The sequence below is a fragment of the Mucilaginibacter sp. genome (assembly GCF_025359345.1).
In the GTDB taxonomy this organism is placed as follows: Bacteria; Bacteroidota; Bacteroidia; order Sphingobacteriales; family Sphingobacteriaceae; genus Mucilaginibacter.
In genome coordinates this window covers 148,190-162,209 of sequence record NZ_JANYGQ010000003.1, presented here as the reverse complement: position 1 = coordinate 162,209, position 14,020 = coordinate 148,190, and the positions used below count along the sequence as shown (strand labels likewise).

The window sequence follows — 14,020 nt, the reverse complement described above, 5'->3', positions numbered from 1 at the left end:
GCGATTGACTTTTTTTTATTGATATTTTCAGTTATTGATTTTATTCTTCGCTTCTGTGCCGCCTTTTTTTCTTTTTATGATGTTCTACTTTGTGTGTTTTAGATTTTTTGGAAGTCGACTCCTTCTTATCCGAATTTGAAGTTTTTGCAGGGGCTGTTGTAGCCGATGCCGTTTTATTGGTCGTCGAATCCTTACTCAGCTGCTTTATGGTAAACTCATTATTCCGTAAACCATATTCAAACTGGCGTTTTGCCCCGGTGGGTTTTGCCGTTTTTGTATTGCCGTCATAAATCGGGAATTCGCGTACAAGCTTGCCTTCTTTAATGTAAAAGTTATCATCGCCCCGGTAGCCTGCCCGCTGGCTTTTGGTTAGCTTGGGGAAATCAAGTTTATGGGCGCCGCTGTTGTTGAATTCAAAAGCGTAGATGTTGGTATAGTTTATAGTGTCGCGGCCTTTGGCTTGTATGAGTATCTCCGGGTTGCCATCGAGGTCCATATCCGAATTGTAGCTATCAACGATTACTCCGTCCAAATCGCCGGTTGTGGTGGTATATTTTACGGCCGACGAATCTGAATGCAAAATTTCAAAGGCACCTGCAATTTTCGAGCCGCGTCCCCAGCTTAACACATCATAGTCCTGTCCCGGCGAAACCTCAATCAATTTATGATACCTGAAAGGATCCATTACTACCGGTTTTTTTGGCACAACAGAATTATTGACGGGTTTTTTATCTTCCGAGCAGCCGGCCGTCAGTACACAGGCAGTCAGCGTTAAAAAATATAACTGGTGTTTAAAATTCATCTCCTTAATCAATTAAACATTACATCAGGAGTTAGCTCTGCTTTCGGCTTATCGGGTGTAGTAATAAAAACTCTTAAGTTACCATTGCTGGCAGCATCAAAGTATTTTATGGTGATTTTATGATAACCTTTTTGCAGTGGCACAGTTCCTCCAACATCGTAAACAGTGTGTTTGCCATCGTTATCAACAACCGGCTGGCCGTCAATCAACAACGTCGAACCATTTGCCGAAGAAGTTGAAAATCCGTAAGCCCCGTCGTTATCAATACGAATTAAACCGTTATATATTACGCCGTAGCCTTTTATATTTTTCTTGATAGCAGCCGTATTAAAGCTAACGGCCACGCCACTGTCAATCACCGCGGCTTTATCCAACTGGCTTACACTGGTAAATTCGCCGGTATAAACTTTGTATTTCAAGCCCTTGTTGGTATTTGTACCATTAACAGCCGGTAAAGGTGTTTTGTTATATATTATTGCGCGGGTTATCTGGCTGCGTTTGCCGGACGGTGTAATTACAATAGTTTTCAACTCACGGTATTGATCTGCCGGTACATTATAAGTCATAGGTACAGTGTACTCCATATCTATTTCGCGCGGTGTATAGCCGTCAATGGTGTAATAAACCTTTGCGCCTTCAACCGGGCTTTTTAGGTTTACATTTAACTGGCTGCCAAACATAATGGTGTCTTTTCCACCAATTGCTGTTGGTACCCGGTAATCAAAATTATTTTTATCAAACCAGGCCAGGTGACCGGGCAGACGGGTATTGGCAAAATCTGTATAGTTTTTATTGGCCAAAGGTGTCCATGCCACTTCTGAAAGCGCCAGGATCCTTGGTAATATCATGTACTCCACCTTGTTCTCGGTAGGAATATACTCGGTCCATAAATTAGCTTGAACACCTAAAATGTATTTTTGCTGATCTGCCGTTAGTTCCGCAGGTGTGGGGTTATAGCTGTATATTTTTGTTAAAGGCTCGTTACCGCCAATACTTAGCGGCTCATTTTCCTTGCCTTGCGCATGGTCAATATAAAGGCCTCCGCTTCCTGGTGTCATTACTACATTATGATTTTGCTTAGCGGCAGCAATACCCCCGGCTTCTCCCCTCCAGCTCATTACAGTAGCATTTGGCGATAAGCCGCCTTCCAATATTTCGTCCCAACCAATAATGCTGCGCCCTTTTGAGTTTACAAACTTCTCAATCCGTTGTATAAAATAGCTTTGCAGCTTATCTTCTTTTGGAGAATCTTTTTCATCAGTAAGGCCGAGTTTCTTGATCAAATCCTGGCAAAATTGCGATTTTTTCCAGGCGTCCTTTGGCACTTCATCGCCGCCAACATGGATATATTTTGATGGGAACAGCGCCATCACTTCAGTCAGTACATCCTGTATAAATGCAAATGTCTTGTCGCTCGGCTCGTAAATATTTTTAAACACGCCCCAAGTTTCGGCCACTTTGTAAGTAGTTAATGATGGGTCGCAACTCAACTCGGGGTATGCAGCCAAAACGGCTTCAGAGTGGCCGGGCATTTCAATTTCGGGAACAATGTTGATGTATCGGTCTGACGCATATTTAACTACATCCTTAATTTGCTCCTGGGTGTAAAAACCGCCGTAAGGGGTATTGTCAAATTGCTGTGGCGTACGATCGTGGTAATTACCGATAACTGTTTGCGCACGCTGGCTGCTTACTTGTGTTAGTTTGGGGTATTTTTTTATTTCAATACGCCAGCCCTGATCGTCAGTTAAATGCCAGTGAAAATTATTTAGTTTATAGGCCGCCATCAGGTCGATATACTTTTTAACGAATTCCACCGAAAAGAAATGGCGGCTAACATCAAACATTAGTCCCCTATAACCAAAGCGCGGGTAATCATCAATTTGGGCACACGGTATTTTTGCGGTCCCGGCCATATCTAAGGGCAATAATTGTATCAGCGATTGTACGCCATAAAAAAGCCCTGCTTCTTTGCCAGTTATTGTAATTTTTTGCGGCGTTATAGCTAAGCTGTAACCTCCGGCAGGCAGCTTATCGGCACCTTTGGCCGAAAGGACAATGCTGTTTATAGTATTGGCAATATTAGGTTTTAATTTAACCTTTAGCTTAGCCTCGTTCAGCAAAAAATGTTTTAAAAATAAAACCGCTTTGTTGTTCACACTATCAGCCAGCAGCACAGTTTCCTGGCTCAAAATAAATTGCCCGGCCGACTTTTTAACAGATACCGGTGCCGGGATAATACCCATGCTGGGGTCGGCATCCTGGGCATTTACTATGCCGGTAAAAAAGGCCATAAAAAGGCAAAGCGATATCGAAATCTTTTTGTACATACGGTAAAATCTATTGGTTTAGCTAATGAGGTGGTGAAGATAGCAGATTTTGAAAAAAAACTCCCATTTACAGTTGTAAAAAATCTGTAGCCGGTGGCTTTATTAAAAAAGCCACCCAATTTTGTTGGATGGCTTTCGATTATTTCTTTGCAGGAGTTTCTGCAGCAACTGCTTCGGCTGGTTTAGCCTTTTTAGCATCATGCGGACGGGTTTTTCCGTACGAGCCCATTGCTATTTTCCCCTTGCGTGTTTTTTTATCACCTTTTCCCATGTCTTATCGTAGATTTATTTTTATTGTTTGATGTAGTTGATTATTCAACTTATCGCAATATAAACATTTTTAAGGGTCAAGTTGTTTTTAACCGTTGATCTTTATTAAACACGTTGGATTGGCTGATTTTTCGGGTTCAAAAGTTCTCCGCCTAATCTCTGGTCTCTAATCAACTAATCTCCAAATCACGCTGTTACAACATGCTCTTTTGCTGCCAGGTAACGCTCGGCGTCGATAGCTGCCATACAGCCACTACCGGCGGCAGTTACAGCCTGGCGGTAAATATGGTCCTGGGCATCGCCACAGCAAAACACACCTTCAATATTGGTGGTAGTTGAACCGGGCGTCGTTTTGATGTAGCCGGTTTCGTCCATGTGTATCCAGCCTTTAAATATTTCGGTATTAGGGTGATGACCTATCGCCACAAAAAAGCCTGCAACCGGGATAGTTGTTTCCTCGTTGGTTACATTATTTATAACCGTTACACCTGTAACACTTTGGCCATCGCCCATTATCTCTTTGGTTTCGGTGTTATATAATATTTCGATGTTTGGTGTATTTAAAACGCGGTGCATCATCGCTTTTGATGCACGGAACTCGTTACGCCTAACTATCATGGTTACCTTTTTACATAACTTGGCAAGGTAGGTTGCTTCCTCGGCCGCAGTATCACCAGCGCCTACTATGGCCACCTCTTCACCTTTAAAAAAGAACCCGTCGCAGGTAGCACATGCCGAAACGCCAAAGCCGCTATATTTTTGTTCAGAATCCAGCCCAAGCCATTTAGCCGACGCGCCGGTAGATATTATAACGGTATCCGCGGTAATGGTCTTCCTTTCATCAACCACCACTTTGTGCGGCAGGCTGCTAAAATCAACCGAGCTCACATAACCAAACCGAATGTCGGTGCCAAGCCTTTCAGCCTGCTGGCGGAAATTCTCCATCATTTCCGGGCCCATAATCCCGTGTGGGTAACCGGGGTAATTTTCAACATCCGTAGTTTGTGTAAGCTGGCCGCCCGCAAGCAAACCAGTATACATTACAGGTTTTAAATCGGCACGCGAAGCATAAATAGCAGCCGTATATCCCGCAGGACCCGAGCCTATTATAAGGCATTTTACATGTTCAATATCAGCAGACATTTTTATTTTTAAAATTGAAGTACAAATTTACGCAAAAATAGGGTTTTATTAGTCAGTAGGCGGTAAAAGTTAAAAGGCTGCCTTATGGCCCAACTTCCAATTCACTAACGGGCACGTTGTTGCGCAGGTGATATAGTTCAAATCGTATGGCCCTGCTTTTGGGCTCGTCTTTCGGGGGTTTTGCTTCTATCATGTAAACTCTTGCGAGCGGAATCCCATCATAAATTTGAGGTGTAACTTTTTCGAGCCCGGACATGTATGCTAAGGCCACCTTGTCTATTTCGGCAGAATAAGACTTTAACACTTCGGGGTTGACTATTTTTCCCTCGTTATTTATTACAAATTGTACCTGGAATATGCCGGGCCGTTCCCAATTTGGCATCAGTACCTCCCGAAATTCTTCCGCGAAATTTTTAGGCAGTCCCAAATTCTTCATATGATTAACCGTTTTAATCAATTTGTTTTTCGCGAACACCTGCGTTTTTATCGGGGCATTAAGGGTATCAAAACTAAACATATTCCATTCCCCATCCTTTTTATCGTCAACGTAATTACCCTCTTCTACCACATAGTTATTGTAATAGTAATCATATTTTCGATAACGACCGTTAAGCTTATCCCCCTTAAAAACAAACGAATATCTTTTAACTCCACGTTTCCAGTTTTCAATCCACATGCCCGTTTTTATCCCGTTTAAATAATACCCTACGCGGAAAACGAAATTTGCGGTTTCAAAATGCGAAATACCATTTAATACGGTGTCCACCTTTTTGTTCAAGTAGTAGCTAAACTTTCCATTGGGAATGGATAGTGATTCGTCTTTATAAGTCCCTTCCATCAGGATAGTATCCTTCATGTCGTAAGTCCGGGCAACAAATTCCGTATCCGAGATTTTTTGAATCAAATCGTACGAAATGGCATGCTTGGGATACACGGTGAATTTACCGTCCCTGGCAACATAAATTTTGCTAATCTGGCCAAGCGCCGATGCGAAAAACATTGTTGCGATAAGCAGTAAAAAATAGTATTTCATTTGAATCATAGTAATCATTCAGATTGTCAAACCAACACTGTACCCTTTTCTCCCTTATAGCACCGGATACAAATTTATCTGTTCATCCGAATTGTTTGAATAGAAATCAACATGTATCTTTTTATCGTCATCAACCCTAAAAACCAAACTTATGGTAACATGTGCTTCAACAGGCTCCTTTTCATGTATCGCCGATTCCCAAACGGGGGCGTTCAATAGTGCATCAATAACGGCGACATCTATTTCAAGTTTCGATTCCCGGAGCATGTTTGGCTCCGACAAATGCCCGTCCTTTTGTAAGCGGAAATAATATACAGCACTGTGCCTACCCGCGTAATTAAATTTTTTCTGAGACAATACCTGGGTAAGATAGCCAGGAACGTCATAGTCGGGCGTCCCGTTTTTTATCTTAAATTGTTTATCGTTTAAATGCGATTTAAACTTAACAAACCTCCCGTTTTTGTAAATCTCGGTGCCTAAGATATCGCCGCCCGGTGAAAAGTAATTCCAGTTGCCTACCTTTTCATTATTAGCCATAATACCCTGGAATGTTAAAATACCTTTATCGGGGTTAAACTCCCGGTAAAGGCCTTCCATAATATCATTTTGAAAATGAGATGTGCTTATCAATTTACCCCGTTCATTATAGCGTTCCCAATTACCCTGTCGTTTTCCGTAGACATAGTTACCTGAAAGAACCCGAAAATTTGTATCGGCGTGCTCAATTGTATCATACTTTCGTTTGCCAAAATCAAACCTATAAGCTTTATAAGCTCTTACAAATTTGTAGTAATCAAACTTGCCGTGCGGTATAGTCATCTGCTCGTCTTTGTAATATCCTGAAGTCATTATCATATTGTTCATCGCAAACTGCCGTACAAACCATATTGAGTCATTTGGCATTTGCTGGAACATAAGGTAAGAATCAGCCACATCGGGATCGGTCGTTTTTACGCCATCGCCGGTGATATAAATAGTGTGGGCTTGTTGCGAAAATACAGCCGCAGAGAAAAAAATTAAAAGTAAAACCGATAGTAAAAATTTAATCATACACCGCAAAACATCATATTTTGAAATATAACTATTTCCCCGTATTTGCTTTAAACACCCTTAAAACATTACCACCCAATATTTTATCGATATCTTTTTCACTATAGCCCAGTTTAAGCAGCTCTTCGGTAATTTTCGGATAATCTGCTACGCTATCCAAGCCGAGCGGGTATGACTCGGCGCCATCAAAGTCTGAGCCGATACCAACATGATCGACACCTATCAATTTCACAATATAATCGATGTGTTTAATCAACAGGCTTAACGGCGGACGAATTTTGTCGCTTTCGCTGCGGTAAATCGCATTCAGGCGAATATTGGCCAGGTCGCCGTCGTGGTAAACCTGGGTAAGCGAGTCCAGTTCTTTTTTATGTTGATGTAAAAACGCAGCCACTTTCGGCGAATACGTGCTGTCCACAAATCCACTGTAAAAATTAAGACATATCACCCCGCCGTTTTTGGCAAGTGCTTTAAGCTGGTCATCCTTCATATTTCGCCTGTTCGGATCAAGCGCGTAAGCACAGCTGTGTGACGCAATAACCGGCTTGGTGCTGGTGGCAATCACGTCGTAAAAAGTACGTTCGCCAACATGTGATACATCAACCATTACACCAAGCTCATTCAGGTGTTTTACTATTTGCTTACCGTAATCGGTAAGTCCCGGGTGTTTTAATGAATCTTTTTTGGTGACCTCATCACGTGCAGATGTAGCCCACGACGTGCTGTTGTTCCAGGTTAGTGTCAGGTAGTTCATTCCGCGTTTGGCAAGGCTGTCTATGTAGTCCATCCTGTCCTCTATCATGTGCCCGCCCTCAACGCCAATCATGGCAGCCATTTTTTGTTGCTTAACTGCCTTTTGCAATTCTTTTGAATTGTGTACAAGTGTAATTTTATCGGGATAACGGGCAATCAAAGCATACAACGAGTCGATTTCGCGGTTAGCCATGGCAAAAGCTTTGCCTGTTCCATATTCTTCGCCGCACCATATCGAAAAAATCTGCCCGTCCAATCCGCCTTGTTTGGCCCGCACCAAATCGAAATTACCGGTATTTTGCAGCTTGCCAACATCCTGTTTGGTAATTAATATATTGGAGAGGATATCGTTATGGGTATCAATCAAGATGGCTTTTTGATGGATTTCCATCGGGGATTGGGCCGAAACAATTACAGTTGATAACAGCAGCAGGGGAAGTATGAGTTTTTTTATCACAGTTGTGAGCAGATTAAATTGATGACACGAATTTTGTTTGAACTAATATATGCAGGATTTTTTGAGATAAATGGGGATTTACCGAAATTATTAAGGATGCGACACTTCGTGTCTAGGGCTGGCAATCCGTTGGCCGTCTACAATTTCGGATATTGATTAATAAAAAAATAAATACATGTGCCAAGTATCAGCGCTATTCCCACTACTATAAAAAGCGGCCCAAGCCATTTTGTTTTACCATCATCAATTATAAAATGCTCAATTTCGTCAGGGTCGTAAACTACCGTAACTTTATCGCCTACTTTATATAAGTTTAAGCCACCAGTCACTTCATACTTCTTTGTTACCCATTCCTTTTCTGCAGTTACATATCGAATTACCGGGTAGTATTGCGTACTCGTCGAAGTATCCCCAGCATCCATATCCCAATTTTTTTCAATGTCGAAAACGACGCCCTCTACCTTTACACCTTTGGCCAATATTTTCTTGCGTTCGTTTAACTTACCGATGCCAAATACCATCACAAACGCCCCGCCGGCGAGCATTATCAGTTCATCGTAATTTACATTCATTAAATAGGTTTTTGGGGTTAAAAATGAATATTGGTGTATATTTTCAAATCAACACATCTTCAAATTAATCTACGTTTGTATTATCCCCACATTAAACGCCTTTTCTATTGGTGCATGATTTGCAGCCTCAATTCCCATTGATATTACCTTCCGGGTTTCCAGCGGGTCGATAATTCCATCAACCCAAAGCCGCGCGGCGGCATAATAGGGAGTGGTTTGCGCGTTGTAGCGGTCGGTGGTTTCTTTTAATAACTGGTCTTCCCGCTCCTGGTTTACTTCTTCGCCTTTTGCTTTCAGGCCGGCCGCCTGTATCTGAACCAGTGTTTTTGCCGCAGAACCGCCACCCATTACCGCAATTTTGGCTGTCGGCCAGGCATAAATCAAACGGGGATCGTAAGCCTTGCCACACATGGCGTAGTTGCCTGCGCCATACGAATTGCCTATAACAATGGTAAACTTCGGCACCACCGAATTTGCCACTGCATTTACCATTTTGGCGCCATCTTTTATAATACCGCCATGTTCGGCACGACTGCCAACCATAAAGCCGGTAACATCCTGCAAAAAAACCAGCGGGATTTTCTTTTGGTTGCAATTCATGATAAAGCGGGTGGCTTTATCGGCCGAGTCGGAATAAATTACCCCGCCAAACTGCATCTCGCCTTTTTTTGATTTGATTACCTTGCGCTGGTTGGCCACTATACCTACCGCCCAGCCATCAATGCGGCCAAGGCCGCAAACAATCGACTGCCCGTAGCCCGCCTTATATTCTTCAAATTCCGAATTATCCAACAGGCGCAATATAATCTCGTTCATATCATAAGCAGCTTCACGGCTTATTGGTAATATGCCATAAATATCCTTCGGATCAAACTTCGGAGCCGCTGCTTTTATCCTGTCGAAACCGGCCTTTACAAAATCTCCGGTCATGCTCATAATATTGCGAATGGAATCTAAACAGGCTTTATCATTAGGGTGTTTATAGTCCGTAACGCCCGAAATTTCGCACTGTGTCGTGGCACCACCCAGCGTTTCGTTATCCACATCCTCGCCGATCGCCGATTTTACCAGGTACGAGCCCGCCAAAAATACCGAGCCAGTGCCTTCCACAATCATCGCTTCATCGCTCATGATTGGCAGATAAGCCCCACCGGCCACACACGAACCCATAATTGCCGCAATTTGGATAATACCCGTGCTGCTCATTATCGCGTTGTTGCGGAATATACGCCCGAAATGTTCTTTGTCTGGAAAAATCTCATCTTGCAAAGGCAAATAAACCCCTGCCGAATCAACCAGGTAAATAATTGGCAGCCTGTTCTCCATCGCAATTTCCTGCGCACGCAAATTTTTCTTGGCCGTTATCGGGAACCAGGCCCCTGCCTTAACCGTAGCATCGTTGGCTACCACAACGCATTGCCTGCCTGATACATACCCAATGCCACACACAACTCCACCCGACGGGCAACCGCCATGTTCGGCGTACATACCCTCGGCTACTAAAGCGCCCATTTCGAGCCACGGTTTATCTTTATCTATAAGGTAGGCTACGCGTTCGCGGGCCAGCATTTTGCCTTTTTCCTTTTGTTTGGCAGCAGCCTTTTCGCCCCCGCCCTGGTGAACTTTTTTAAGACGGGTTTTCAACTCATAAACAAGCTGTTTGTTTATATCTTCATTCTTGTTAAAATCGATGTCCATAAAGGTTTTTCGGAATTATCCGTGGGTAAAGTTGGCTAAAAATTTGGGGCAAATACTAAACAGTTGCTAAAAAATATAATTAAAATTGTCCCGTAATATTGCCGCAGAGAAAAAACCAATCAGGTAATCTGTACAAAAACGAGCTTCAAAATATTAGCGGCCCCCATAACCGTCTGCAATTTCCATTCCATTTAATAGTTTAAAAAAAGCATAGCGTACAAAATACACACGCATTATTTGTAACACTTTCAGTATTAAATTTTGATTTACGGGAATTGTATTACTTTAGTAAAATTTTTAACTTTCAAATTAATGCAAGATAGCGCTACTGTAACCCCTCCCAAAAAATCAAGGTTCCCTAAAGCAGTCCCATTTATTATCGGTAACGAAGCCGCCGAGCGTTTCAGCTTTTATGGAATGCGTTCAATACTCTCGCTGTTTCTGGTACAACATTTTTTTAACCCTACCGACAATGCGGCGTTAACAGACCAGGCAAATGCACATGCCAATAAGTTACACCACTTATTTGTAATGGTGGCCTATGCTTTACCGTTTGTAGGCGGCATGGTGGCCGACTGGTTCACCGGCAAATACAAGCTTATTTTATATGTATCGATGGTTTACTGTGTAGGGCATTTAATGCTGGCGATGTTAGATGGCGGCCTTGGTGGTTTTGAACTGGGTTTGCTTGTGGTCGCAATTGGCGCAGGCGGTATTAAGTCGTGCGTATCAGCTAATGTTGGCGATCAATTTGATGCTACCAACCAGGATTTACTATCAAAAGTTTACGGCTGGTTCTATTTCAGTATCAATGCCGGCTCTACAATTTCAACTCTTGCCATTCCATGGACTTATGATCATTTTGGCCCTAAGTGGGCTTTCGGTGTTCCCGGTATCCTGATGGCTCTGGCTACCATCATATTTTTTTCGGGCCGCAAAATGTATGTAAAAGTCCCTCCGCAGGGTGTTAACCGTAATAACCTTGTGTTTATAACCTGGTACGCGTTAACTCATTTGAGCCAACGAAAACCAGGGCAATCTATGCTCGATGTTGCCAAAGGTCCGTACGACCCCGAACGCGTTGAAGGTGTTAAGGCAGTTTACCGGGTTATGTCAGTGTTCTTTTTCGCGCTCGCATTTTGGGCTGTTTGGGATCAGTGTTTGTCTGAATGGACGCTGTACGCCGAGAAAATGAATCGTGTTATTAACCTTGGGTTCACTAAGATAACCGTTTTTCCGGGCCAATTGTCTACAGTGAATACTGTATTCCTGCTACTATTCATTCCGCTGTTTAACTATGTAGTGTATCCGTGGTTTGATAAGATCGGATTAAAAACCACCCCACTACGCAGGCTTGGTACGGGACTGGTATTAACGGTTTTATCATTTATTGTTATCGCTTTTATCCATAATGGTATAGAACAAGGCGAAAAGCCATCAATATTTTGGGAGGTGCTGGCGTTCATGATACTTTCAGCAGCCGAAGTATTGGTATCTATCACCGGACTTGAGTATGCTTATACACATTCGCCAAAATCAATGAAGAGCACGATGACCGGCATCTGGTTCCTGGTAGTATCGTTTGGCAATCTTATTACCGCCCTTGTTAACGGTCTTATTGAAGATGGCGGATGGTGGGCCAAAAACCTTAAAGGTGCTAACTACGAATGGTTCTTTGTGGCTTTTATCAGCGTATTTATAATAGTATTCATGTTTGTTTCGCCGCGGCTTAAGGAGCGCAATTATATAACCGATCCGTATATTGATAACCAGGTACTTGCAGACACTCAAAATTTATAAATAACATTATTTAACAAAAAAAGCAGTTAGGCATTTATACTTAACTGCTTTTTTATTTTCAAAGCCGTTTAAAATCAATTATTTTTGCCGACTCACTACCCTGATATTTTTGCAAGTGCCTGACAGTATAGTAATCATTCCCACGTATAACGAAAAAGAAAACATCGAACGCATGATTCGGAAGGTTTTTTCCCTTCAGCATGATTTCCATATTCTTATTATTGACGATGGATCACCCGACGGCACGCAAAATATAGTTAAGCAACTACAGCTTGAATATCCCGAGAAATTGTTTTTAGAAGAGCGGGCCGGCAAACAAGGCTTGGGCACTGCTTATATACATGGCTTTAAATGGTCGATAGCGCACCAGTATGACTATATTTTTGAGATGGATGCCGACTTTTCGCACAACCCCGACGATTTGTTGAAACTGCGCGATGCATGTATTGAGGGAGCTGATGCCGTAATTGGCTCGCGCTATATTAACGGGGTAAACGTAGTTAACTGGCCTATGAGCCGTGTACTGATGAGTTATTTCGCTTCGGTATACGTTAGGTTTATTACCGGCATCGACGTACGCGACGCCACAGCAGGTTTTATGTGCTATAAACGGAAGGTTTTAGAAACCATCGAGCTAAACAAAGTAAAGTTTGTGGGCTATGCTTTCCAGATCGAAATGAAATATACCACCATTAAGCATGGCTTTAAACTGGTGGAAGTTCCAATAATATTCACAGACCGCACAGCCGGCACATCAAAAATGTCGACCAGCATTTTCAGAGAAGCCTTTTTTGGGGTGATTCAAATGAAGATAAACTCCATTTTCAGAAAGTACCCGGAGGGATGATTTGAGACGTGAGATAAAATTTGTAACGCATTCGATGTCTTCCTCTCATATCTCAAATCTCAAATCTCACATCTCATATCTCCCAAAAAAATACTAATTTCGTTGGCAATGAATGAAAATTTAGATCCCGACCGTGAACGCCTTTCACCTGCCGAACGTGATATTGAAAAAGTTTTACGGCCACAGGCATTTGAGGACTTTACCGGTCAGCATAAAATATTAGCAAACCTAAAAGTATTTGTTCAGGCTGCCCGGCAGCGTGGCGAAGCGCTTGACCACGTGTTGCTGCATGGCCCCCCGGGATTGGGCAAAACTACACTCTCCTACATTATTGCCAACGAGATGGGCGTGGGTATAAAAATAACTTCGGGCCCGGTACTTGACAAACCCGGCGATCTTGCCGGCCTGCTCACCAACCTCGAAACGGGCGATATTTTGTTTATTGACGAAATACACAGGCTAAGTCCCCTGGTTGAAGAATATTTGTACTCGGCGATGGAGGATTTTAAGATAGATATTATGTTGGAGAGCGGGCCAAACGCGCGCTCGGTGCAAATATCGCTTAACCCTTTTACGCTCATTGGCGCTACTACACGCTCCGGCCTGCTTACTGCGCCGCTAAGGGCCAGGTTTGGAATAAACTCGCGACTTGAATATTACGATGCAAAATTATTAACCACAATTGTATTGCGCTCTTCATCTATATTAAAAACGCCGATCAGCGACGAAGGCGCTTATGAAATTGCGCGCCGCAGCCGTGGTACTCCACGTATCGCCAACGCACTGCTCCGCCGTACACGCGATTTTGCCCAGATAAAAGGCGATGGCAATATTGATACCGCCATTGCAAAATATGCCCTGAATGCGTTAAACGTTGATGAGCATGGGCTTGACGAAATGGACAACAAAATACTCAACACCATTATCGATAAATTTAAAGGCGGCCCTGTGGGTCTAAAAACCATTGCCACCGCTGTTGGCGAAGATGAGGGCACTATTGAAGAAGTTTACGAGCCATTTTTAATACAAGAGGGCTTTTTGATGCGCACTGCCCGCGGTCGAGAGGTTACCGAAAATGCCTACAAACATCTTGGGAAAATAAAAACTGGCGGAAATCCTTCGCTGTTTTAACCAATAGTTACTACATTTGAATTTATAAACCGTTATGCCTGGTGAAAATATTATTCATAACGGGATAAGTCAAAGCTTATCCTTAATCGTCGTGTTTTTATCTGCAGCCAATATTAAAATAGATTAGCCTTTTA

Annotated in this window: 12 protein-coding genes; 3 read left to right on the top strand and 9 right to left on the bottom strand. The window is 42.8% G+C overall.

Annotation, left to right across the window (positions count from 1 at the left end):
• Nucleotides 1-40 precede the first annotated feature (40 nt).
• The 9 genes from Q0R52_RS01715 to Q0R52_RS01675 form a co-directional block, all read right to left on the bottom strand.
• Nucleotides 41-802, bottom strand: a complete 762-nt coding sequence (locus Q0R52_RS01715; RefSeq protein WP_295791479.1) for a hypothetical protein — start codon at nt 800-802, stop codon at nt 41-43.
• An 8-nt stretch (nt 803-810) separates the two neighbouring features.
• Nucleotides 811-3,132 carry a family 20 glycosylhydrolase gene (locus tag Q0R52_RS01710; RefSeq protein ID WP_295791477.1) on the bottom strand — a complete coding sequence of 774 codons (2,322 nt, stop codon included), beginning with the start codon at nt 3,130-3,132 and terminating at the stop codon, nt 811-813.
• 139 nt (nt 3,133-3,271) lie between these two features.
• On the bottom strand, nt 3,272-3,403 hold the full coding sequence (locus Q0R52_RS01705; RefSeq protein ID WP_252791957.1) for a 30S ribosomal protein THX: 132 nt from the start codon (nt 3,401-3,403) through the stop codon (nt 3,272-3,274).
• 185 nt (nt 3,404-3,588) lie between these two features.
• Nucleotides 3,589-4,545 carry a thioredoxin-disulfide reductase gene (gene trxB / locus Q0R52_RS01700; protein ID WP_295791474.1) on the bottom strand — a complete coding sequence of 319 codons (957 nt, stop codon included), beginning with the start codon at nt 4,543-4,545 and terminating at the stop codon, nt 3,589-3,591.
• Nucleotides 4,546-4,627: 82 nt separating this feature from the next.
• Entirely contained in the window at nt 4,628-5,578 is a 951-nt protein-coding gene (locus tag Q0R52_RS01695; protein WP_295791472.1) for a hypothetical protein, read from the bottom strand.
• 54 nt (nt 5,579-5,632) lie between these two features.
• Nucleotides 5,633-6,628, bottom strand: coding sequence for a hypothetical protein (locus Q0R52_RS01690; RefSeq protein WP_295791471.1), 996 nt, complete (start codon nt 6,626-6,628; stop codon nt 5,633-5,635).
• A 31-nt stretch (nt 6,629-6,659) separates the two neighbouring features.
• Nucleotides 6,660-7,838 (bottom strand): dipeptidase, encoded by a 1,179-nt coding sequence (locus Q0R52_RS01685; RefSeq protein WP_295791469.1) that lies wholly within the window; start codon nt 7,836-7,838, stop codon nt 6,660-6,662.
• A 137-nt stretch (nt 7,839-7,975) separates the two neighbouring features.
• Nucleotides 7,976-8,410: a DUF3592 domain-containing protein gene (locus Q0R52_RS01680; RefSeq protein ID WP_295791467.1), complete on the bottom strand. Its 435-nt coding sequence runs from the start codon at nt 8,408-8,410 to the stop codon at nt 7,976-7,978.
• A 69-nt stretch (nt 8,411-8,479) separates the two neighbouring features.
• On the bottom strand, nt 8,480-10,108 hold the full coding sequence (locus Q0R52_RS01675; RefSeq protein WP_295791465.1) for a carboxyl transferase domain-containing protein: 1,629 nt from the start codon (nt 10,106-10,108) through the stop codon (nt 8,480-8,482).
• Between the two features lie 312 nt (nt 10,109-10,420).
• Between Q0R52_RS01675 and Q0R52_RS01670 the strand changes: the two genes are divergently transcribed.
• The 3 genes from Q0R52_RS01670 (at nt 10,421) to ruvB (ending at nt 13,886) form a co-directional block, all read left to right on the top strand.
• Nucleotides 10,421-11,908, top strand: coding sequence for an MFS transporter (locus tag Q0R52_RS01670; RefSeq protein WP_295791464.1), 1,488 nt, complete (start codon nt 10,421-10,423; stop codon nt 11,906-11,908).
• A gap of 115 nt (nt 11,909-12,023) precedes the next feature.
• Nucleotides 12,024-12,755, top strand: a complete 732-nt coding sequence (locus Q0R52_RS01665; protein WP_295791462.1) for a polyprenol monophosphomannose synthase — start codon at nt 12,024-12,026, stop codon at nt 12,753-12,755.
• A 108-nt stretch (nt 12,756-12,863) separates the two neighbouring features.
• Nucleotides 12,864-13,886, top strand: a complete 1,023-nt coding sequence (gene ruvB / locus Q0R52_RS01660; protein ID WP_252791949.1) for a Holliday junction branch migration DNA helicase RuvB — start codon at nt 12,864-12,866, stop codon at nt 13,884-13,886.
• The last annotated feature ends 134 nt before the right edge of the window (nt 13,887-14,020 follow it).